This is a genomic window from Streptomyces sp. NBC_00029 (assembly GCF_045160505.1).
Classification (GTDB): Bacteria; Actinomycetota; Actinomycetes; order Streptomycetales; family Streptomycetaceae; genus Streptomyces.
The window spans coordinates 895,700-917,314 of record NZ_CP108292.1; the positions used below are offsets into that span (position 1 = coordinate 895,700).

The following is a 21,615-nucleotide window of genomic DNA, read 5'->3' on the forward strand; positions in this document are numbered from 1 at the left end:
ACCGTCAGCGAGGGGCACTCAAGCCCGGATCTGCTCGGCTACGACCTTCAAGCTCTGCCCACGGTGGCCGGCGACCCCGTTCTGGCCATCGGCTGCTCCCGCCGCGGATACGACGGACTGCAGGACGCCCTGTACGTACAGCAGCCGCAGCGAAGCCTTGCGCAGCTCGGCTTCACGCGCGGCGTGACGGACGCAATCGAGATCGCGCTCGTCGCGCACGGCGGCCAGCACGACACCGTTCACGGCCTCGTGCTCGCTCCCCCGCACGACGATCACGGGGGTACGAGCGTCCGCAGCGACCTTGAGGCCGACCGAGCCCAGGGTCAAGGAGCTGAATCCGCCCGGTCCCCGGTTGCCGACGACGAGGGTCCCGCGGTCGCTCGCGGCCCGGCTCAGGCTCATCGCAGGCCCGCTACGGCTGAACTCCGTCGTGACCGAGAGCGCAGGATGCCGGGCCTGCACGGCCTCGGCCGTAACGTCCAGCAGTTCACGCCCTGCGACACGGACCCGTTCCATGTCGTCGTCCGAAAGCTCGAGGACCCGGCCGTCGACGTCGGACCCGTACACGATGTGCAGGGGGCGACGGCGCCGCGCAGCCTCGTCCGAAGCCCAGAGCGCCGCCCACCGGGCAGGCTCGGACCCATCGACACCGACGATGACCGATCCGAGGTCCGGACTTCTGCTGTTGTTCTCCATAGCTCCTCCTCGCCGACCGCTATTGGGGGCAGCTCCACGCTGACACCCCAGCGCCGGACAGAAGAGGGGCCCTAGGTACCTCGTCGGGGCCGAAGGTCCCCACCAAGGGTTCTGCTCGTCTCCATATGGAATTCGACCGTTGCCACAAGACGGTGTCGGACGGCTCGGCAGCGCACCCGATCAGCTCGCGGTCGCCACAGCCTGCCCGGTACAGCACCGTCTCGGCGCAGACCGGGCTTGGGCCACCGATGTCGGCGGAGCATGCGCGGGGTTCCTCGACGCCTTCAAGACAGCCCGCGACATCCTCGCCGCATCCCACCCCGATGGACGCGCGGTGGTCATTGGAGCCGAGGTGTTCTCGACTCCTAACCGACCCACCCAGCCAGCCTGCCGCCCTGGACCACCGCCCGGGGCGGCCCCCATGCCCGTACGCGGCTCACCGCCGCATAGCGGATTCGGCGGCGGCCGGTTCAACGGCCAGCCGCTAATGCAACGGCACACGACGTGCTCGGCCTCGGCGGTGCCCAGGCGCAGAGTCGGCGGAAGCGACTCTTCCGGACTTCGCCGAGGAAGGGGGCAGCGCCGCAACTGCCAGGCAGACTGCTCTGCTAGCCGTGCCTTCTCGGAGCGCGTACGCGGTCCAGTCTGCGATCGGTCCCGGTGAGGCCTACCTCCACCGAGCCCTCCGGCGAGACGAAACCGAGCTTGACGACCTGGCCCAATCGACCGTGCGGACGCCGAGCCGCCGCGCGGCTTGGTCTGGGTCGAGGGGGACGTGCCGGTCGAGCAGACCGGCCCCGTGGTCGGCTGCCGCCGCACCCGCCGCGCCGTCTCCCGCGACCTGCCCAGGATCAGACCGCCCGAAGGTCTCCGCACTGAAAGGCCTACCGGATGGCCAACCCCGTGATCGACGGGAAGCGGGCCGACTCTGCCCGCCGCCGCGAACGCGTCCTGAAGGCCATCGACGCCGCGGTGAAGTCCGGCGGGGACATCACCATCTCCGGCCTCGCCCCGCACGGCTCGAGTCGACCGGACATTCCTCTACCGCCATCCCAACCTGCTCGAACGCGTCCACGTCGCTGCCAGCGCACCCACGGGAGATGGGCGGATGGCGGCGGTGTGCCGGACGTCCAAACCAACCTCGCGAACGCGCTGGAGGCCAACAAGCGCCTTACCGCACGGGTCCGGCAGCTAGAACGGCGCCTGGCGTGTCAGCTCGGCACAGGGTCTGCACCCGAACAGGGTTGCCGGCCATCGGTGTACCCGGGCTGCGCCCCACACTCGGCGTTCGGTGCGCATGACCTTCCTCGTAGCGTGGAGGCGGCTGCAAGGAGAAGTTGATGGTCACGGGCCGGAAGAGGCGTCTCATGTGGCGCGCATCCGGCTGGTTCAGTGTGCCCGCAAGCCGTGCGCCCGGAACTGGTCGCGAACGCGCTCGACCAGTGCGGCGTCCGGAACCGGATTGTCGCGGAGCGGGAAGGGGATGCCGAGCGAGTCGTACTTATGGGTACCGAGTTTGTGGAAAGGCAGGACGTCGACGCGGTCGACGTTGTCCAGTTCCGCGAGGAAGCGGCCCAGACCATCGATGGCAGCCGGATCGTCGGTCCAGCCGGGAACCAGGACGTAGCGGATCCAGGTCGGGACGCCGAGACGGTTCAGCCGGGTGGCGAAGTTGAGGGTGGGTGCAAGGTGGCCGCCGGTCAGGCGCATGTAGACGCCAGCGTCGAAGGACTTGATGTCGAGCAGGACCAGGTCGGTATCGGCCAGGAGCGCGTCGTCGGCGCGAGTGCCGAGGGCGCCGGAGGTGTCCAGTGCGGTGTGCAGGCCGAGCTCCTTGCAGCGTCGGAACACCTCGGCGGTGAAGGCGGACTGGAGCAGAGGCTCCCCTCCGGTCAGCGTCACGCCTCCACCGGCCAGGGTGGTGAACTGCCGGTACCGCTCAATGCGCCCCACCACTTCGTCCACGGTGACCGGCTGCCCGTCGCGCATGTGCCAGGTGTCGGGGTTGGCGCAGTACAGGCAGCGCAGCTGGCAGCCACTGAGGAAGAGAACGAACCGGGTGCCGGGCCCGTCCACGCCGGTGGACAGGTCCCAGGAGTGGATGCGGCCCGTGGTCATCGCGCACCGTGGAAGGTGCGGTTGATGACGTCGAGTTGCTGTTCGCGCGTGAGGCGGACGAAGTTGACGGCGTAGCCGGAGACGCGGATGGTCAGGTCGGGGTAGTTGTCCGGGTGTTCCATGGCGTCCTCGAGGGTGGCTCGGTCGAGGACGTTGACGTTCATGTGGAAACCGCCTGCGGCGGTGTAGGCGTCGAGGATTCCGACGAGGTGTTCCGCACGTTCGGCCGGATCGTGCCCCAGGCCCTCCGGTGTGATGGTGGACGTCAGGGAGATGCCGTCGCGGGCCTGGTCATACGGGATCTTCGCGACCGACAGCGCCGATGCCGCCATCCCGTGTCGGTCACGTCCGTTCATCGGGTTTGCGCCCGGGGCGAAAGGCGTACCCGCACGGCGGCCGTCGGGGGTGTTGCCGGTGTGCTTGCCGTAGACGACGTTGGAGGTGATGGTGAGCACCGACTGTGTGTGCTCGGCCCCCCGGTAGGCCGGGTGGCGGCGCACCTTGGCCATGAAGGAGCGGACCAGGTCGACCGCGATGCGGTCGGCGCGGTCGTCGTCGTTGCCGTAGGTCGGGTAGTCGCCCGCGACGTGGTAGTCGACGGCGAGCCCGGTGGCATCCCGAATGACCCTGACACGGGCGTGCTTGATGGCCGAGAGGCTGTCGGCCGCCACGGACAGCCCAGCGATGCCACAGGCCATCGTCCGATGCACCGGGTGGTCGTGCAGGGCCATCTCGATGCGCTCGTAGGCGTACTTGTCGTGCATGTAGTGGATCACGTTGAGCGCGTTGACGTAGGTCGCGGCGAGCCAGTCCAGCGTGCGGTCGTACGCGTCGGCCACATCGGCGTAGTCGAGCTGCTCGCCTGTCAGCGGGGCCGTCGCCGGGGCGACCTGCTCGCCGTTCATCTCATCGCGGCCGCCGTTGATGGCGTACAGCAGCGCCTTGGCCAGATTCACACGGGCACCGAAGAATTGCATCTGCTTGCCCACCGCCATCGCGGAGACGCAGCAGGCGATCGCGGTGTCGTCGCCGGTGCGGGGGCGAAGGAGGTCGTCGGACTCGTACTGGATGGAGCTGGTGTCGATGGATGTCTGGGCGCAGAACTGCTTGAAGCCCGCCGGCAGTCGGGGGGACCACAGCACGGTCAGGTTGGGCTCGGGGGCGGGGCCGAGGTTGTACAGGGTCTGGAGAAGACGGAAGGACGTGCGGGTGACCAGGGGGCGGCCGTCCTCTCCGATGCCGCCGATGGACTCGGTGACCCAGGTGGGGTCGCCGGAGAACAGCGCGTCGTACTCCGGTGTGCGCAGGAACCGCACGATCCGCAGCTTGATCACGAAGTCGTCGATGAGTTCCTGGGCGCGGCTCTCGTCGATTTTTCCTTCGTCGAGGTCACGCTGGAGGTAGACGTCCAGGAAGGTGGAGGTGCGGCCCAGGGACATCGCCGCGCCGTTCTGCTCCTTCACGGCGGCGAGGAAGCCGAGGTAGAGCCATTGGATGGCCTCGTGCGCGGTGGCTGCGGGACGGGACACGTCGCAGCCGTAAGAGGTGGCCATCCGTTCCAGCTCGCCCAGTGCCCTGATCTGCTCGGCCAGTTCCTCGCGGTCGCGGATCACGTCGGCCGTGGACGGTGTCTCGTCCAGCCGGGTCCGCTCGGCTCGCTTGGCCTCGATCAGCCGGGCGGTTCCGTACAGCGCGACGCGGCGGTAGTCGCCGATGATGCGGCCTCGCCCGTAGGCGTCTGGCAGGCCGGTGATGATGCCGGCCCTGCGGGCACCAAGCATTTCGGGGGTGTAGGCGTCGAAGACACCGTCGTTGTGGGTCTTGCGGTACGTGCCGAAGACCTTGGTGACGAACGGATCCGGTTCGAAGCCGTACGCGCGCAGCGCGTTGTCCACCATCCGCAGCCCGCCGTTGGGCATGATCGCCCGCTTCAGCGGAGCATCGGTCTGCAATCCGACGATCAGTTCCAGGTCGCGGTCGATGTAGCCGGGCGCGTGGGAGGTGATGGTGGACGGCATGGCGGTGTCCACGTCGAGCACACCCTTGCGGCGCTCCTCCGGGAAGAGCGCGGTGACGGTCTTCCACACGGTGCGGGTGCGCTCCGTGGGACCGGCGAGGAATGCGGCATCGCCCTCGTAGGGCGTGTAGTTGGCCCGGATGAAGGAACGGACGTCGATGTGTCGCTGCCACTCCTCGCCGGTGAGACCACGCCACGACCGGGTGACGAGGGGGCTGGGGTCGGCAGAGTGCTGGACGGTCACGGTCATGTCGTCATCTCCTGAGCCGGGGCGGAGGCGAGGTGGGCGATCGCCCTTTCTCACTGCTGATGGTTCCCGTCGGCTGTGTCGCCGGCCAGGGTCGAAGAGGCAAGGCGGAGCCCGCTGACCGGCCCCGGTGAGCGGGGCGGAGAGGGCCTGTGGTCCCGTCGGGGCGAGGGACCATGGGCCCTCCCGCAGAGCGTCACGAGCCCTACCCGGCAGCCGCGGCGGGTACGGGTGCATGACGACGCGGCTCTCCGCGCCCCCGGGCAGCACGGTGCGGGGGCTATGCGCTCGCGTCGGTGCCGTTCGCTTCCAGGGCTGCCCGGCCGGCCTCAAGGCGGGCGACCGGGACACGGAAGGGCGAGCAGGAGACGTAGTCCAGGCCGGCCCCGTGGAAGAAGTGGACCGAAGCGGGGTCTCCTCCATGCTCCCCGCACACGCCGATCTTCAGGTCCGGGCGAGCTGCCCGGCCCTCCTCGACCGCGATCTGCACCAGCCGGCCGACGCCTTCACGGTCGATCGTCTCGAACGGGGAGACGGGGAAGACGCCCTTGTCGAGGTACGCGGAGAAGAACGCGGCTTCGACGTCGTCGCGGGAGAATCCCCAGGTGGTCTGTGTCAGGTCGTTCGTGCCGAAGGAGAAGAACGCCGCCTCCTTCGCGATCCGGCCGGCGGTGAGAGCCGCCCTGGGCAGTTCGATCATGGTTCCGACCGGGCAGGTGACGTCGATGCCGGTCTCTTGCGAAACCTCTGCCAGGACCCGGTCCACTTCCTCCCGTACGAGGTGGAGCTCCTCGACCGCGTCCACCAGCGGGACCATGATCTCCGCCCGAGGGTCGCCGCCCGCACGCCTGCGCGCGACGACGGCCTCCGCGAGGGCCCGTACCTGCATGGCCACCAGCCCCGGCACCACCAGCCCCAGGCGCACGCCGCGCAGGCCGAGCATCGGGTTCTCCTCGTGCATGCGCGTGACGGCCGCCAGGAGTTCGCTGTCGTGCGGATCGGCCGGTGTGCCGAGCGCTTCGCCGCGTGCGAGACGGACGGCGAGTTCCGTGCGGTCCGGCAGGAACTCGTGAAGTGGCGGGTCGAGCAGCCGGACGGTGACCGGCAGGCCGTCCATCGCTTCGAGGATGCCGATGAAGTCGTGCCTCTGGAGCGGCAGCAGCGCCGCGAGTGCCGCCTCTCGTTCGGTGTCGCCGTGCGCGAGGATCATCGCCTCGACCAGGGGGCGCCGGTCGCCGAGGAACATGTGCTCGGTACGGCACAGGCCGATCCCCTGGGCACCGAAGCGACGGGCGCGGGCCGCGTCCTCGGGGGTGTCCGCGTTCGCCCTGACCTCCAGGCCCCGCACGGCGTCCGCCTGCAGCATGAGCCGGTGCACATCACGCACCGGCTGCCGGGCCGTGCCGTCGGCCGGCAGCACGCCGCCCTCCTCGAAGTACCGCATGACGTCGGAGTCGACCAGGGGTACGGAGCCGAGGCGCACCACGCCTTCCGACCCGTCGACGGAGACGACCGTGCCTTCGGGGACCGTCACGCCACCGGCGCTGAAGCGCCGCTCCCGGGTGTCCACGACGATGTCCTCCGCGCCGCACACGCACACCTTGCCCATGCCGCGCGCGACGACCGCGGCGTGGCTGGTCTTCCCGCCCCGGCCGGTGAGCACCGCCTGGGCGGCGACCATGCCCGGCAGGTCGTCGGGCGTCGTCTCCTGACGTACGAGAACGACCTTCTCGCCGGCGGCCGCCCTGCGGACCGCTTCCGCGGAGTCGAATACGACGGCGCCCACGGCCGCTCCCGGTGAGGCGGGCACGCCCCGCGCGATGACCTCGCTCGAGTCCGTGGTGGCGAAGCGGGGGAACATCAGCCGTGCGAGCGCCTCGCCGCCGACCCGGCCCAGCGCTTCCCGCTCGCTGATCAGTCCTTCGTCGGCTAGCTGCGAGGCGATGGCGAAGGCGGCCTGGGCCGTGCGCTTGCCGATGCGGGTCTGGAGCATCCACAGTGTGCCGCGCTCGATGGTGAACTCGATGTCGCACAGATCGCGGTAGTGGGCCTCCAGCCGGTCCATGTAGCCGCGCAGCCGCGCGAACGACGCGGGGTCGAGACCGGCCAAGTCCTGGAGGGGCGCGGTGTTGCGGATGCCGGCGACGACGTCTTCCCCCTGGGCGTTGGGCAGGTAGTCGCCGTAGACGCCCTGTCGGCCGGTCGCCGGATCCCGGGTGAAGGCGACGCCGCTGCCTGAGTCCGCACCGAGATTGCCGAAGACCATGGTCTGGATGTTGACCGCGGTACCCAGATCGTCCGGAATGTGCTCGCGCCGGCGGTACAGGCGTGCGCGGTCGCCGTTCCAAGAGGTGAAGACGGCGAGTACCGCCCGCCGGAGTTGCTCGGCCGGATCCTGCGGGAATTCCTCCCCGGTCCGCTCGTGGATCAGGTCCTTGAAGGTCTCGACGATCCGGATGAGGTCGCAGGTGTCCAACTGCGTGTCGTCGCCCCGGCTGTGTTGCTGCTTGACGGCGGCGAGCGCCGCCTCGAAGTGGGAGCCGTCGACGCCCATGACCGTACTGCCGAACATCTGCACGAGGCGCCGGTAGGAGTCCCAGGCGAAGCGTTCGCGCTCGGGGGTCTTGGCCAGGCCCAGGACCGAGAGATCGTTCAGCCCGATGTCGAGGATGGTCTCCATCATGCCCGGCATCGAGAACCTCGCCCCCGAGCGGACGGAGAGCAGGAGCGGGTCGTCCACCTGGCCGAGCCGCTTCCCGGCGGCTCGTTCCAGCGCCGCGAGATGCTCGCCGATCTGCCGGTCGAGGCCGTCCGGAGCCTGCCCCGTGGCGAGGAAGATCCGGCAGGCTTCGGTGGTGACGGTGAAGCCGGGCGGCACGGGCAGGCCCATGCGCGCCATCTCCGCGAGGTTCGCTCCCTTGCCTCCCAGGAGACCGGCCATGTCCCGGCCGCCCTCGGAGAAGTCGTACACATAGGTGGTCATGGCTGCTCGCCTGTCTCTTCGGTGGATGTCGGGTCCCGGGAAGCGGGGCGGCATGCCGCACGGTAGCGGCCGGTTCGGTCGGTCAGTCGTGTGGCACGACCGTGACGGGAGCCAGGGAGTGGTGGATGACGGCGTGGGTGACGGCCCCGATGTGCGTGCCGATCCGCGCACGCCGGTTCCGGCGACCCACCACGACCAGCCGGGCCCCTCGCGAGGCTTCCGCGAGGTCCTGCGCCGGCCGGCCCTGGCGGCATTCACGGACGACGGACACACCAGGGTATTTCTCCGTCCACGGGGCCAGCGCCTCGTCGAGCGCCCGGCGCGCGTCCTGCGCGACTTCCGCCCACATCAGTTGCAGGGCGGCGCCCATGTCGGCTCCGTAGAGCGACGGAACGGCCCAGGTGTGCAGTACCCGCAGACCGCAGCCGTACCGGTCGGCCGCCGCGAAGCCGAAGGCGAGCACCTCGTCGCCTGGTGCGGACACGTCCAGGCCGACCACGACCTCTCCGGCCGGTCCGTCCTCCCCGGCCGCCGGGCGGTTGTGCGGGCGGACCAGAACGACCGGGCGCCGGGTGCGGGCGAGCACGGCCAGCGAGACGGATCCGGCGAGGAAGCCGGCCAGCCCGCCCAGGCCACGGGAGCCGAGCACCAGCAGCTCCGCCTCGTCCGCGGCGGCACACAGCTCCTCCACCGGGTCACCGCAGACCCACTGCGTCTCGGTCCGCAGACCCGGGTGGCGTCGGCGCAGTCGCCTCCCCGCCGTACCGAGCGCCCGCTCACCCCACGCCTGAGCGGTCGCCGGGGCCACCAGGCGCGTACGCGGATCGTCGTCCTTGCTCCAGACCTGGAGAATACGGATGGGCACCGCGCGGCGCACGGCCTCCCCGGCAGCCCAGTCCACGGCGGCGAGGCTCTCACGGGATCCGTCGAAGCCGACGGTGACGGTGACGGTGCGGGACATGAACGGCTCCTCGGGAGAACGGGGAAGGGCCTTGCATCTCCACAGTGGCCTGCCTACGACCCACCCGCCGAGGGGCCACAGGTCCCTGCTGCGGGTCCTGTAGGCCCCACACGACCGCACACCGCCGGGCGGTCGGTCGCCCATGCAGTTCCGGCACCACGCCCGCTGCCCCGTAGCTGTCGTGTCGCACGCCTGACGGCCCCGCCGCGCTTCGGGGACGGCCCCGGCCGGCCTCTCCGGCAGACATGCGGAAGCGGCCCGGCCCGACGTCCGAGAAGGACGCCGGGCCGGGCCGCTCAGCCGTTTCGCGGGCGCGTGAACCTGCGCTCAGATCCCGGCACAGCCGTCACACCTTGCCGAGCCGCCCGCTCTGGTCTCCCTGGGCGGCCAGAGCCTGCGTGGCGATGACGGCGGCCTGCACTCGCCGTTCGACGCCCAGTTTGGCGAGCAGCCGGGAGATGTTGTTCTTGACCGTCTTCTCCGCCAGGTAGAGCCGCTGACCGATCTCACGATTGGTCAGCCCTTCCCCGACAAGAGCGAGGATCTCACGCTCGCGCTCCGTCAGGCCGGGCAGACCCTGTGGAAGCTCCTCCTGTGGAGGTCCGCCGCGCAGCCGGGCCATCACCCGCGCCGTAGCGCCGGGGTCCAGCATGGACTGGCCGGATGCGACCGTCCGCACGGCGTTCACCAGGTCGGTTCCGGTGATCTGCTTGAGCACGTATCCGGAAGCGCCGGCCATGATCGCGTCGAGCAGCGCCTCCTCGTCGTCGAACGACGTCAGCATCAGGCAGGCGAGGTCGGGCATGCGGGAGCGCAGCTCCCGGCAGACACTCACGCCGTCCCCGTCCGGCAGGCGCACATCCAGGACGGCGACCTGCGGGCGCAGCGCGGGCACACGGACGAGCGCCTGCTCGACCGTGCCCGCCTCCCCTACCACGGTCAGGTCCGGCTCGGCGTCCAGCAGATCGTGCACACCGCGGCGCACGACCTCGTGATCGTCGAGGAGGAAGACCCTGACCGGTTCCTTCCCGGTGAGGCCGCCGCTGCTGTCCGTCATCGCACACTCCGAGTCCGCCGAATCGTCCGCCCGCCGGCGGATCCACTGCATCGTGCCTTGCGAGTGGGACCTTCAGCCAGGGCCGGATGGCCCTCATACGCGGCCGCGCCCCAGATGGCTGCCCTGGACCCCTGGTCCACACGGTCTCGGCGGCCCGCCCGCAGAGGGGCCGCCGCCCTACGCGCGGTCAGAAGGAGGGAAGGGGCCGCGGCCCGGCATAGTAGGCCGCGCGCATGATGTCCTCCATGTCGTCCAGCATCGGCATGCGCGGGTTGGCCGGGGCGCACTGGTCCTCATAGGCGTTCAGTGCCTGCTGCGGCAGCGCGCCGATGAAGGCGGCCTCGTCAAGTCCCAGGGCGCGCAAGGACGGTTCGATGCCCACGGCGTCCCGCAGGCGTTCCACCGCGGCGGCGTACGAGGCCACGCCCTCGGCGGGGGTGGATGCGGGGAGCCCGAGGGCGCAGGCGATGTCCTGGAACCGCTCGGGCGCGTGGTAGCTCTCGTACTTGGGCCATCCCGTCAGCTTGCCGGGAACGGTGCCGTTGTAGCGGATCACGTGCGGCAGGAGGATCGCGTTGGTCCGCCCGTGGGCGATGTGGAAGGTGGCGCCCAGGGTGTGGGACATGGCGTGGACGATGCCGAGGAAGGCGTTGCCGAAGGCCATGCCGGCGATGGTGCCCGCGTTGTGCATCCTCTCCCGTGCCACGCTCCGCCGTGCCGACTCGCCGGTGACCGCCGCCTCGAGGTGGTCGAAGACCAGCCTGATGGCGTGCAGCGCCAGACCGTCGGTGAAGTCGTTGGCATAGACGGATACGTACGCCTCGGTGGCATGGGTGAGGGCGTCGAAGCCACTGTCGGCGGCGAGCGACGCGGGCAGCTCGGCGGTCAGGACGGGATCGACGATCGCGACACTGGGGGTCAGGGCGTAGTCGGCCAGCGGATACTTCTTGCCGGTCGCCGGGTCGGAGATCACCGCGAAGGGGGTGACCTCGGCACCGGTGCCCGAGGTGGTGGGGACGCAGACGAGACGGGCCTGCTTGCCGAGCACCGGGAAGCGGAAGGCCCGCTTACGGATGTCGGAGAACTTCTGCCGCATGTCGGCGAAGTCGACGTCCGGCTGTTCGTACAGCAGCCACATCACCTTCGCCGCGTCCATCGGGGATCCGCCACCCAGGGCGATGATGGTGTCCGGCCGGAAGTCGCGCATGAGGGCGGCGCCACGCTGTACGGAGTCGATGCTCGGCTCCGGCTCGACGTCGTCGATGACCTGGATGGTCACGGGTTGCTGCCGCTGTTGCAGGACACGGCTGACGCGCTCCACGTAACCGAGCCGGGTCATGGTCGCGTCGGTGACCACGGTGACGCGGTGAACGTCGGGCATCGCGGCGAGGTAGCGGATGGCCTGGGGCTCGAAGTAGATCTTCGGCGGCACCTTGAACCACTGCATGTTGTTCTGCCGGGTGGTGACGCGCTTGATGTTGAGCAGCTGGGCGGCCGAGACGTTGTCCGAGACCGAAGTACTGCCCCAGGAACCGCAGCCCAGGGTCAGGGACGGAACCAGACGGTTGTAGATGCCGCCGATCGCTCCCTGCGAGGACGGCGAGTTGACGATGATCCGTACGGTCTTCATACGACGGCCGTAGCGCTCGGCCAGGGCCGGGTCCCCGGTGTGTATCACCGCGCTGTGTCCCTGCCCGTGGAAGTCGACCATGTCGGCCGCTAGATCGAAGCCCTCCTCGGTGGACGCTGCCCGCAGCACGGTGAGGACCGGGCAGAGCTTCTCCCGCGTCAGCGGCTCGTCGGGCCCGACGTGGCTCGCCTCGGCCAGGATGAGCGAGGTGTCCGTTGGTACGGTGAACCCGGCCTGCTCGGCGATCCGGTCGGGGCTCTGCCCGACGGCGGCCGGGTTGACGCGGCCCTGCTGGCCGGCCGGGCCGGGCGGGAAGAGGTAGGTCTCCAGCTTCCGCTTCTCCTCGGCCGTCGCGATGTACGCGTGCAGGCGCCGGAACTCGGCGAGCGCCTCGTCGTACACGTCGGCGTCCAGGATGACCGCCTGCTCCGACGCGCAGATCATGCCGTTGTCGAAGGACTTGGACAGGACGAGGTCGTTGACCGCCCGGCGCAGGTCCGCGCTGTGGTGCACGTAGGCGGGCACGTTGCCGGCGCCGACGCCGACGGCGGGCTTGCCGGCCGAGTAGGCGGCCTTGACCATGGCGTTGCCGCCGGTCGCCAGGATCAGCGCGACGCCTGGGTGTCGCATGAGGAGGCTCGTGGCCTCGATGGAGGGAGCCTCGATCCACTGCACGCAGTGCTCGGGCGCTCCGGCGGCGACGGCGGCGTCCCGCACGATGCGTGCGGCTTCGGTGCTGCATGCCTGTGCGGAGGGGTGGAAGGCGAATACGACGGGGTTGCGTGTCTTCAGCGCCAGCAACGCCTTGAAGATGGTGGTGGAGGTCGGGTTGGTGACGGGCGTGACCGCGCAGAGCACACCTACGGGTTCGGCGATCTCGATGATGCCCTCGATGTCGTCACGGCCGATGACGCCGACCGTCCTCGCCCGGGACATGCTGTGGGTGACGTGCTCACAGGCGAACATGTTCTTCGCCGCCTTGTCCTCGAAGACACCCCGCCCGGTCTCCTCCACCGCCGAGCGGGCCAGGGCGGTGTGCTGATCCAGGGCGGCCACCGACGCCTTGGCGACGATGTGGTCGACCTGCTCCTGCGTGAAGGACTCGAAGTCGGCGAGCGCCTTGGAGGCGTTGTCGACCAGGAGGTTCACGGCGATGAGCGTGTCCGACGGGGTGCCGTCGATGGTGGTGCGGGGGTCGCTGGTCGCCTGTGTCATGGAAAGCTCCCTGGGTGTGGGTGGCACTGTGGCCACACGTGGCCGGCCACCGGGGTGGCCACCCGTTCCGTCCTGTCACCTACAGCCTTGCCCGGGACGCGTCCTCGGCGGAGGTCCCGAAGGTCCCTCGACGGGGCCCGATGGTCTCCGGCCGCTGTGGCAGCGCAGAGGCTTGCGCCACCACCCGGCCTTCCGTGCCTCTACGGCGTCCGCTGCCCGGGCTGCCGCCGGCTCACCGGACGTCGAGCAACGTGGCGACGTACTGGGTCAGGTCGACGAGACGGTTGGTGTAGCCCCACTCGTTGTCGTACCAGCTGAAGACCTTGACCAGGTTGCCGTTGGCCTGAGTCAGCGGGGCGTCCACGATGCACGAGGCGGGGTCGCCGACGATGTCGCGCGAGACGATCGGGGCATCGCTCACCCTCAGGACGCCCTTCAGCGGTCCCTCGGCGGCTTCCCGGAAAGCGTCGTTGACGTCCTGTGCGGACACCTGCCGTGCCAGCACCAGGCTGAGGTCGGTCAGCGAGCCGTCCTCGACCGGCACGCGCACGGCGATGCCGTCCAGGGTGCCCGCGAGTTCGGGGAGCACCAGGCCAACGGCGCGGGCAGCGCCGGTGCTGGTCGGGATGATGTTCACTGCGGCCGTGCGGCCGCGGCGCAGGTCCTTGTGCGGGCCGTCGAGCACGACCTGGTCGTTGGTGTAGCCGTGGATGGTGGTCATCAGTCCCTTGACGATGCCGAAGCGCTCGCTGAGGACTTTCATCATGGGAGCCACACAGTTGGTGGTGCAGGACGCGTTGGAGATCACGTGGTCGACGCGCGGGTCGTACGCGGACTCGTTGACGCCCATGACGATGGTGGCGTCGACGCCCTTGCCGGGGACGGACAGCAGCACCTTGCGTGCTCCTGCCGTCAGGTGCCGGCCCGCTTCCTCCTTGGTGCGGAAGCGTCCGGTGGCCTCGATGACGACGTCCACGCCGAGCGCGTCCCACCGGAGGTCGGCGGGGTCGCGCCGGGACGTGACCGCGATGCGGTGACCGTCCACCGTAATGGATTCGCCGTCGTGATCAACGGTGCGGTGGAGTCGGCCGTAGGTGGAGTCGTAGGTGAGCAGATGGGCCAGCGCAGCCGGGGAGGTGAGGTCGTTGACGGCCACCACCTCGATGGGGGTGCCGTTGCTCGTCTCCGCGCGTTCCATGACGCAGCGCAGGTAGTTCCGGCCGATGCGTCCGAAGCCGTTGATTCCGATGCGTACGGTCATCTCCGCCGCCCCTTCCCTTGGGTGCCGATGCGAGTGGTGCCAGCCTGGGGGGCATGTCGCGCCGCGGGCAGGGGTCGAACGGGGTGCACGCCAGGGCCGTTGGGCCCTCTCCCCCGGCGGGCCCCGCCCGGCCCGGCCTGTCACGGGCCGAACGGCCCGGCGTGCGGGTCCTGACCGGTTCTGTCCCCCCGGCCGTCCTCCGCCCCACTCTGGAAGCAACGGCAAGCATGAGGAGCAGACGAACCCGGGGCTTCCCGGCCCCCTGCGCGCTGAGCACAGCGGTCGGCGGGCAGTCAGAGGCCGGGGCGCCATCGGCGGTATCCGGAAACCTGCGAGACGAGTGGAGATGAGCACCGTGGTCGAAGAACGGACGGTGGGCCAAGTCATGACCAGCGAGGTGGTCCAGGCCCGCCCGGACACCTCCTTCGAAGAACTGGCTCGCATGCTCATCGCCCATCGGATCGGCGGGCTGCCGGTGGTGGATGACGACGACAAGGTCATGGGCGTCATCTCCCGGAAAGACCTTGCCAGGCAACAGGGCTGTCTCGGCCGGCACGACTCCGGGCGGCATCGGATGGCGCTCACACCACGGCGACCGGCCGACGCTCACGCCGTCGCGGGACTCGCCATGGCGGCAGGCGAGCTGATGACCAGCCCGGCTGTAACCGTGCATCCCGAACAGCGCGTCGCCGACGCCGCGCGCATCATGGAACGTCGCCACGTCGACCGGTTGCCGGTGGTGGACGAGGAAGACCGTCTGATCGGCATCACCACGCGACGTGATCTGCTGCGCGTCTTCCTGAGGACGGACGAGGAGATCCTCGCGGACGTCGCCGATGCCGTCTCCGGCCGGACGCCGGCCGCCCACCGCATCGACGGGCTCCGCATCGACGTTCGCGACGGGATGGTCACCATGGTGGGGTCATCCGAACCTGCCCTCGATACAACGGCGTTGATCAGAGTCACGTGGCGCGTGGACGGTGTGGTGGGTGTGGTGAACCGGCTGACAACCGCCCGCGAAAGCGATCACTGACAACAGGGCGGGACACCACGGGCTCTTCCGTCGGCCGAGCGGCGGCGGTCACCGCGGCCGGTCGCGGCGACCCGGAGCCGCCGACCCGAGCCGTGCTGTCGGTCCGGCACGTCACGCGATATCAGGCCGGGGCTCGTCGACTTGCCCGTCTCTGGGTCTGTAGGCCGAACGGCCTTGTCCGGCCGACCGGAAGTCCCGGTTTCTCGGGTGGTGTCGGTACCAGTGGCGCCGTGGCGGGGTCCGGACGGCTCTGCCCGGGAGCGGCCGCCGGCAGACAGGCTGAAAGGGATCGAGGAGGAGTTCTCATGAGCGGTCTCAAGACCAGCCGGACAGCCGACGTCCAGGTCCGCAACCGAGGGCAGCTGCCCGATGGCGCGGACGTGTACGCCCAGGGAAAGATGCTCGCGGTGATCGGCCACGTGCGCGGACCCGTGCCGACCGTGCGGGTGAAGCTCACGCAAGCCGTCAACACTTCGGCGAACCGCCCGGCCACGGCTCAGGCCGTGGTGGACGTCAACGGCCGGATGGTTCGCGCCCACGTGGCCGCGAACAGCATGTTCGAAGCGGTCGACCTCCTGCAGGAGCGCCTGGCTGCCCGGCTCACCCGGCCACGGCGGTATGCGGCGGGCGGCCCCCACCGCAACGGCACGCCCAGCCGGACATCGCGGGACGGCGCACCGCACGACCACCGTCCGCACCGGCATCACGTTCCCGCCGAAGAGCGCCGGATCGTGCGGCACAAGTCCTTCAGCCTGGTCCACCAGACGCCTGAGGACGCCGTGATCGACCTGGAGGCCATGGACCACGACTTCTGGCTCTTCACGGACCTGGCCTCCGGGCGCGACAGCGTCGTCTACCGCGACGTCCGTACCGGGCGGCATCGCATGGCTTCGCTGGGACCTCTGGGTCAGGAACGGGAGGTCGACGGTCTGCTCGGCGTGAGCACGGTTCCCGTGCCGACGAGCAGTGTGACCGAGGCCGTTTCACGGTTGCACCTCACCGGGCTGCCCTTCGTCTTCTTCAACGACACGGCCACCGGCCGGGGCTGCGTCCTCTACCACCGCTACGACGGCCACTACGGGCTGATCACTCCGTCCCGGTAACACGTTCCGGGCGACGCCGCGCGCCCGGCCGCCGGTCCCCGGACCAGTGCCGCAAACCACCCGAAGACCCCTCACCCGGAGGAATCATGTCACGTACCGTCATCGCCGCTGTGGACGGCTCGGCCGAGTCGCTGGCCGCTGCGGACTGGGCCGCCCACGAGGCACAGATGCGCCGTCTGCCCCTGCACCTCCTGCACGTCTGGCAGGACTGGTCACGGGCCTTCGCCCACGCCCCGTTCACCGGCCTGGACACCGCGCCCTGTGAGGGGGCGACCGCCGCACAGCACTACGCCGAGCAGGTCACCCACGACGCGTCCGACCGGCTGCGGGCGGCGCACCCCGGCCTGGAGATCAGCGTCGAGCAGGTGCACGGCCGCCCCGCGGAGGTGTTGCTGTCCGCCGCAGAGAAGGCGGAAGTCCTGGTCGTGGGTTCACGAGGGCTGGGTGGCCTGGCCGGCTTCCTGACCGGATCGGTGTCCCTGCCCGTCATCGCGCACGCCGAGCGTCCGGTCGTCGCCGTACGGGCCGGGGAACGGGCCGAGTGTGAACCGCTCCCGGGGACGGGCGACCACGGGGACCGCAAGGGGCAGTGCCGCGACGTGGTGCTCGGCCTCGACCTCTCCAGGCCGTGCGACGAGCTGCTCGCGTACGCATTCGAAGCCGCCGCTGCCCGAGCGGCCACCCTGCGGGTCGTGCACGGCTGGAGCGTACCGGTGGTCGAAGGGTACGACCCTGCGGCGGCCGACCCTGGCCACGGCGTCGCGCTGGGACTGCGCGAGGCGAGCGCACTCACCGACGTACTGCGGTCGTGGCGCGGCAAGTTCCCCCAGGTCGAGGTCAAGGAGCAGTGCCTGGTGGGACGGCCCGCGGGCCACCTCGTGGAAGCGTCGAAGGAAGCCTCGCTGCTGGTCGTCGGACGGCGCATACGCCGGGCGGCGGTCGGAGCACACATCGGCCCGGTCACCCACGCAGTGCTGCACCACGCCACGACGCCCGTGGCGGTCGTCCCTCATCTCTGATCGTCGCGAGCCTCACCGAGGACGGATGCACCCCGGCTGCGGTCCCCCGACGGACGCCGTCGCCCCTTGACACCAGGAGCCCTCGTCGCGCAGCTGCGCGACGGGGGCTCCTGGTGTGCTGCGACCGCAGTGGTCGGTGCGTTGCTTGTCGTACCGGGTGGAAAAGACGGAAGCCACCGCGGCGAGGGGCGGGATGGGGCGGTCGGTCCGGGTCCACAGGCCGGCCGGGAAGGACCGTTGCGGCAGTTCCCCGCCCGTCCCCACCACCTCGACCAAAGCGTCCGTGCAGGCCTTGCCCGCCCGCCTGCGCTGGCGCAACTCTCAGGCCTGCCAACCCCGATGGGTGGCCGCCCGACGCCGCGAGCGTATCCGTATCAGCAGCCGCAGCGAGACGGCCATCCGGTGGGGCGGGCGCCCCACCAGTGGCCCGTCGGCGCTGTCGCACCGCCAGTCCACAGCGAGGACGGGAATCGCGCCCGTGCAGTCGCTCCGATGGCCGGCAGTCCGGGCATGAGGCCCCACCTCCTTGAGCGGCCACGGACACCATGCCCCGCCTGAGCTCACGGTCGCGGCTCAGAGGAGCGCCCAGGGCCCTGTTGGCGCCGTCCGGCGGAGCCCACAGGTCCGCCTCGTGCTGGGCACACGACGGTGGCCGGCTGGTCGGTGTCCCGACCAGCCGGCCACTTGCCTGCCCCGTAGCGATTCAGCGCACTGCCGCACCGAGTGCGAGGAATCCGGCGACGGCCACCAGCAGAGCACCCATCAGTGGTGCCATGAAGCGCAGGTACCGGTCGTAGCGGACCTTGGCAAGGGCGAGGCCTCCCATGACGACGGCCGAGGTGGGCGTAACGAGGTTCACCCATCCGGAAGCCGACTGGTACGCGGTCACCACCAGGGCCCGGCTCACTCCGGCGAAGTCGGCCAGGGGGGCGAGGATGGGCATTGCGAGGGCCGCGTGGCCGGACGAGGAGGGGACGAAGAAGGCCAGCGGGAGGTTCACCGCGAACATCAGTACGGCGAACACGCCGGAGGATGTGTCGGCCACCGCGCTCTGCAGGACGTCGAGGATGGTGTCGGTGACACTGGCGTTGTTCATGATCACCGTGACTCCCCGGGCCAGCATGACGATCAACGCCGCTCCGATGAAGTCCCCTGCGCCGGCGGTGACGGCGGTCACCGTTCCCTTCTCGCCCAGGCCGCCGACCAGCCCCACGGCGACCGCCGCGACGATGAACAGGGCGGCGAGTTCGGGGAAGTACCAGCCGAGGGTGGGCAGGAAGGTGACGTGCAGATCGGACCAGGGGACGACGGCGAAGATCATGAAGAGGAACGTGGTCGCGAAGAGGCACAGGACCGTGCGCTGGCGACTCGTGAGCTTCGCCGCTTCGCCACCCTCGGCCTTGATGCGGAGGTCGTCCTCGGTGAGGGGTGTCAGCGACCGGGAGGGGTCCTCGGTGACGCGGCGGGCGTAGCGCACGACGTAAGCGGCTGCCAGGGCCGTCAGGCAGGCCCACATCACCAGTCGCAGGACGATGCCGTCTCCCGTGCCGATGCCGGCGCTGTCGGAAGCCACTCCGGTGGCAAAGGGGTTGACGGTCGAGGCGAGGGTGCCGACCCCGGCTCCCACCATGACGACCGTCGCAGCGACCATGCGGTCGTAGCCCAGGCTCAGCATCAGGGGGATCATCAGCCCGTAGAAGCCTAGGGTTTCCTCGGCCATGCCGTACGTGGTCCCGCCGAGGGAGAACACCGTCAGCAGGACCACCAACAGCAGGGTCCTGCGGTGGTGCAGACGCTGCGCGAGGCGCGCCACTCCCGTCGTGAGTGCCCCGGTGCGCATCGTGACGGTGATGAACGCGCCCACGGCCAGTATGAAGAGGAACACGCCCGCCGCGCCCGCGAAGGAGCCGGTGCCGCCAGGTGCGGTGAGGCCGGTCCCGGCGTCGGTGACGCCGTACAGACCGTTGACCGGGGCGAGGAACAGGTCTTTGAGCCGCTCCCAGAATCCGGTGGTCAGTTCTACGGAGTGGTAGGTGCCCGGTACGGGGCTGCCGTCCTCGGTGTCGTAGCGGCCGGCGGGGATGACGAACGTCAGGGCCCAGACTGCGACGGTGACGACGATCAGGACGGTGAAGGCGGACGGGAACCGAAGCCGCCGCCGTGGGGCGTCGGGCGCGCCGGAGTCCGTTCTGGCTCTGGCCGGCTGTGGGGATGCGGGTGCGCTCTGCAGAGTCATGTCAGGTCCTGTGTTCCGTCGTGGCGGGCTTCGCGGTAGCTGCCGCTGGGTGTGACGACGGTGCCGGCGGCTCCGTCGAGGATGGCTCGGGCGTCTTCGAGAGCGCCGATGGCCGCCATTCCGCCGGTGAGCTCGACGAACCGGCACACGGCGTCGACCTTGGGTCCCATGGATCCGGCGGGGAACTGCTGGGCTCTCAGGGCTGCGGGTGTGGTCCGTCCGATGGGCTCGGCGCCGGGGGTGCCGTAGCCGAGCGAGACGTGGGGAACGTCCGTGAGGAGCAGGAGCGCGTCGGCGTCGAGCGCCTCGGCCAGGAGGGCGGCGGTGAGGTCCTTGTCCACCACGGCTTCGACGCCGGTCAGCTGCCCCTGTTCGTCACGGATGACCGGTACGCCGCCGCCTCCTGCGCACACGGCCACCGCTCCCGAGTTGAGCAGCAGCCGGATGAGCCGTGTTTCCACGACGCGTTGTGGACGGGGGGACGGTACGACGCGTCGCCAGTGGGCGCCGTCCTGCTTGACCGTCCAGCCGCGTTCGGCGGCCAGTCGCTCCGCTTCGGTCCGGTCGTAGACCGGGCCCACGAATTTGGCCGGGTCGGTGAAGGCGGGGTCGGCCGCGGAGACGAGGGTCTGGTTGAGCAGGGCGCAGACCTGCCGTTCGGGCAGGGCGTTCTGCAGGGACTGGAGCAGCCAGTAGCCGATCATGCCCTGGGTCTCCGCGCCGAGGACGTCGAAGGGGTAGGGGCTGCTCAGGGAGCGGTCGGCGGCGCTCTGGAGAGCGAGCACGCCGACCTGAGGTCCGTTGCCGTGGGTGATGACGAGTTCGTGCTCGTGCGCGAGGGGGGCGAGCGCGGACACAGCAGCGCGGATATTGGCGAACTGTACGGCGGCGTCCGGCCGCTCCTCGCGGCGGAGCAGGGCGTTGCCGCCCAATGCGACGACTACACGCATGACGTGTTCTCCGGAGGTCGAGGGGATGCCGGTTCAGTCGCCGAGGGTGGCGACGAGGACGGCCTTGATGGTGTGGAGCCGGTTCTCGGCCTGGTCGAACACGATGGAGTGCGAGGACTCGAACACCTCCTCGGTGACCTCCAGTGCGGTCATGCCGGTCCGCGCAGCGATCTTGGCGCCGACGGTGGTGTCGCTGTTGTGGAAGGCCGGAAGGCAGTGCATGAACTTGACCGCCGGGTTGCCCGTCGCCTCCAGGGTCTTCGCTGTCACCTGGTACGGCTTGAGCAGGGCTATGCGCTCGTCCCACATCTCCGGCGGCTCTCCCATGGAGAGCCATACGTCGGTGTAGACGAAGTCGACGCCGGCCACGCCTTCGGTCACGTCCTCGGTCAGGGTGATGCGCGCACCGCTGACGGCCGCCGCCCGCCGCGCGTGGTCGACGACGTCGGAGGCGTTGTGCAGGGACCGCGGGCCGACCATGCGTACGTCCATGCCGAGCATCGCCGCGACGATCAGCAGGGAATTGCCGACGTTGTTCCTGGCGTCGCCCAGGTAGGCGAAGGACACCTGGTTCAGCGGTTTGTCGGTGTGCTCCCACATGGTGAGCACGTCGGCGAGCGACTGGGTGGGGTGCCACTGGTCCGTCAGGCCGTTCCAGACCGGAACGCCGGCGTGCTGGGCCAGCTCCTCCACCAGGCGCTGGTCGCTGCCCCGGTATTCGATCCCGTCGTAGTAGCGGCCGAGGACGCGTGCGGTGTCCTTGATGGACTCCTTGTGCCCGAGCTGGGAGCCGGCCGGGTCGAGGTAGGTCACGTGCGCGCCCTGCTGGTGCGCGGCCACTTCGAAGGCGCATCGGGTCCTCGTCGACGTCTTCTCGAAGATGACGGCGATGTTCTTGCCGCGCAGCCGCTGCTCCTCGCGTCCCTCGCGGCGGGCCGTCTTGATGGAGGCGGAGAGTTCCAGCAGGTGGCGGAACTCCTCGGGAGTGAAGTCGAGTTCCTTGACGAACGGGCGCTGGTGCAGGTCGTCGTGCATGGCGGGCTCCTTGATGTGTACGGGGTGTGTGCGGCGCGCGGATCACCGGGACGC

The 21,615-nt window shown here is 70.1% G+C and carries 14 protein-coding genes; 3 read left to right on the top strand and 11 right to left on the bottom strand.

Features of this window, described 5'->3' with window-relative positions; genetic code table 11:
* Window positions 1-18: 18 nt before the first annotated feature.
* From OG753_RS04480 to gap, 8 genes are all read right to left on the bottom strand, one after another.
* A complete protein-coding gene (locus OG753_RS04480; RefSeq protein ID WP_390032295.1) occupies window positions 19-696 on the bottom strand; it encodes a universal stress protein in 678 nt (225 codons plus the stop codon).
* A gap of 1,389 nt (window positions 697-2,085) precedes the next feature.
* Window positions 2,086-2,814 carry a pyruvate formate-lyase-activating protein gene (gene pflA, locus OG753_RS04485; protein WP_053626424.1) on the bottom strand — a complete coding sequence of 243 codons (729 nt, stop codon included), beginning with the start codon at window positions 2,812-2,814 and terminating at the stop codon, window positions 2,086-2,088.
* On the bottom strand, window positions 2,811-5,081 hold the full coding sequence (gene pflB, locus OG753_RS04490; protein WP_405787270.1) for a formate C-acetyltransferase: 2,271 nt from the start codon (window positions 5,079-5,081) through the stop codon (window positions 2,811-2,813). The genes pflA and pflB overlap by 4 nt, the downstream gene beginning before the upstream one ends.
* Window positions 5,082-5,358: 277 nt before the next feature.
* Window positions 5,359-8,061, bottom strand: coding sequence for a pyruvate, phosphate dikinase (ppdK, locus tag OG753_RS04495; protein ID WP_326746955.1), 2,703 nt, complete (start codon window positions 8,059-8,061; stop codon window positions 5,359-5,361).
* A gap of 82 nt (window positions 8,062-8,143) precedes the next feature.
* The gene (locus OG753_RS04500; RefSeq protein WP_405787272.1) at window positions 8,144-9,022 is read right to left on the bottom strand and encodes a universal stress protein; all 879 of its coding nucleotides are present in this window, start codon (window positions 9,020-9,022) and stop codon (window positions 8,144-8,146) included.
* Window positions 9,023-9,368: 346 nt separating this feature from the next.
* On the bottom strand, window positions 9,369-10,079 hold the full coding sequence (locus OG753_RS04505) for a response regulator transcription factor (protein ID WP_030895875.1): 711 nt from the start codon (window positions 10,077-10,079) through the stop codon (window positions 9,369-9,371).
* A 187-nt stretch (window positions 10,080-10,266) separates the two neighbouring features.
* Window positions 10,267-12,924, bottom strand: a complete 2,658-nt coding sequence (adhE, locus tag OG753_RS04510) for a bifunctional acetaldehyde-CoA/alcohol dehydrogenase (protein ID WP_405787274.1) — start codon at window positions 12,922-12,924, stop codon at window positions 10,267-10,269.
* A gap of 232 nt (window positions 12,925-13,156) precedes the next feature.
* Complete coding sequence (gene gap, locus OG753_RS04515; protein ID WP_326746958.1) at window positions 13,157-14,185, bottom strand: type I glyceraldehyde-3-phosphate dehydrogenase; 1,029 nt, start codon at window positions 14,183-14,185, stop codon at window positions 13,157-13,159.
* A gap of 346 nt (window positions 14,186-14,531) precedes the next feature.
* On the opposite strand from gap, the gene OG753_RS04520 reads away from it, so the two are divergent.
* The 3 genes from OG753_RS04520 (at window position 14,532) to OG753_RS04530 (ending at window position 17,340) form a co-directional block, all read left to right on the top strand.
* Window positions 14,532-15,218, top strand: a complete 687-nt coding sequence (locus tag OG753_RS04520) for a CBS domain-containing protein (protein ID WP_326746959.1) — start codon at window positions 14,532-14,534, stop codon at window positions 15,216-15,218.
* Between the two features lie 305 nt (window positions 15,219-15,523).
* Entirely contained in the window at window positions 15,524-16,321 is a 798-nt protein-coding gene (locus OG753_RS04525) for a sigma 54 modulation/S30EA ribosomal C-terminal domain-containing protein (protein ID WP_405787277.1), read from the top strand.
* A gap of 86 nt (window positions 16,322-16,407) precedes the next feature.
* Window positions 16,408-17,340 (top strand): universal stress protein, encoded by a 933-nt coding sequence (locus OG753_RS04530; RefSeq protein WP_405787279.1) that lies wholly within the window; start codon window positions 16,408-16,410, stop codon window positions 17,338-17,340.
* Between the two features lie 703 nt (window positions 17,341-18,043).
* Here the strand turns inward: OG753_RS04530 and OG753_RS04535 are convergent.
* From OG753_RS04535 to argF, 3 genes are read right to left on the bottom strand one after another with little or no spacing between them, the layout of a single operon-like run.
* Window positions 18,044-19,576: a YfcC family protein gene (locus tag OG753_RS04535; RefSeq protein ID WP_326746962.1), complete on the bottom strand. Its 1,533-nt coding sequence runs from the start codon at window positions 19,574-19,576 to the stop codon at window positions 18,044-18,046.
* Window positions 19,573-20,526 (bottom strand): carbamate kinase, encoded by a 954-nt coding sequence (gene arcC, locus OG753_RS04540; RefSeq protein ID WP_326746963.1) that lies wholly within the window; start codon window positions 20,524-20,526, stop codon window positions 19,573-19,575. The genes OG753_RS04535 and arcC overlap by 4 nt, the downstream gene beginning before the upstream one ends.
* A 33-nt stretch (window positions 20,527-20,559) precedes the next feature.
* Window positions 20,560-21,561, bottom strand: a complete 1,002-nt coding sequence (gene argF / locus OG753_RS04545) for an ornithine carbamoyltransferase (protein WP_326746964.1) — start codon at window positions 21,559-21,561, stop codon at window positions 20,560-20,562.
* Between the last annotated feature and the right edge of the window lie 54 nt (window positions 21,562-21,615).

Excerpts from the sequence above, each read along its gene's own strand:
- OG753_RS04480 (WP_390032295.1), bottom strand. The coding sequence starts at position 696 with ATGGAGAACAACAGCAGAAGTCCGGACCTCGGATCGGTCATCGTCGGT.
- pflA (WP_053626424.1), bottom strand. The coding sequence starts at position 2,814 with ATGACCACGGGCCGCATCCACTCCTGGGACCTGTCCACCGGCGTGGAC.
- pflB (WP_405787270.1), bottom strand. The coding sequence starts at position 5,081 with ATGACCGTGACCGTCCAGCACTCTGCCGACCCCAGCCCCCTCGTCACC.
- ppdK (WP_326746955.1), bottom strand. The coding sequence starts at position 8,061 with ATGACCACCTATGTGTACGACTTCTCCGAGGGCGGCCGGGACATGGCC.
- OG753_RS04500 (WP_405787272.1), bottom strand. The coding sequence starts at position 9,022 with ATGTCCCGCACCGTCACCGTCACCGTCGGCTTCGACGGATCCCGTGAG.
- OG753_RS04505 (WP_030895875.1), bottom strand. The coding sequence starts at position 10,079 with ATGACGGACAGCAGCGGCGGCCTCACCGGGAAGGAACCGGTCAGGGTC.
- adhE (WP_405787274.1), bottom strand. The coding sequence starts at position 12,924 with ATGACACAGGCGACCAGCGACCCCCGCACCACCATCGACGGCACCCCG.
- gap (WP_326746958.1), bottom strand. The coding sequence starts at position 14,185 with ATGACCGTACGCATCGGAATCAACGGCTTCGGACGCATCGGCCGGAAC.
- OG753_RS04520 (WP_326746959.1), top strand. The coding sequence starts at position 14,532 with ATGAGCACCGTGGTCGAAGAACGGACGGTGGGCCAAGTCATGACCAGC.
- OG753_RS04525 (WP_405787277.1), top strand. The coding sequence starts at position 15,524 with ATGAGCGGTCTCAAGACCAGCCGGACAGCCGACGTCCAGGTCCGCAAC.
- OG753_RS04530 (WP_405787279.1), top strand. The coding sequence starts at position 16,408 with ATGTCACGTACCGTCATCGCCGCTGTGGACGGCTCGGCCGAGTCGCTG.
- OG753_RS04535 (WP_326746962.1), bottom strand. The coding sequence starts at position 19,576 with ATGACTCTGCAGAGCGCACCCGCATCCCCACAGCCGGCCAGAGCCAGA.
- arcC (WP_326746963.1), bottom strand. The coding sequence starts at position 20,526 with ATGCGTGTAGTCGTCGCATTGGGCGGCAACGCCCTGCTCCGCCGCGAG.
- argF (WP_326746964.1), bottom strand. The coding sequence starts at position 21,561 with ATGCACGACGACCTGCACCAGCGCCCGTTCGTCAAGGAACTCGACTTC.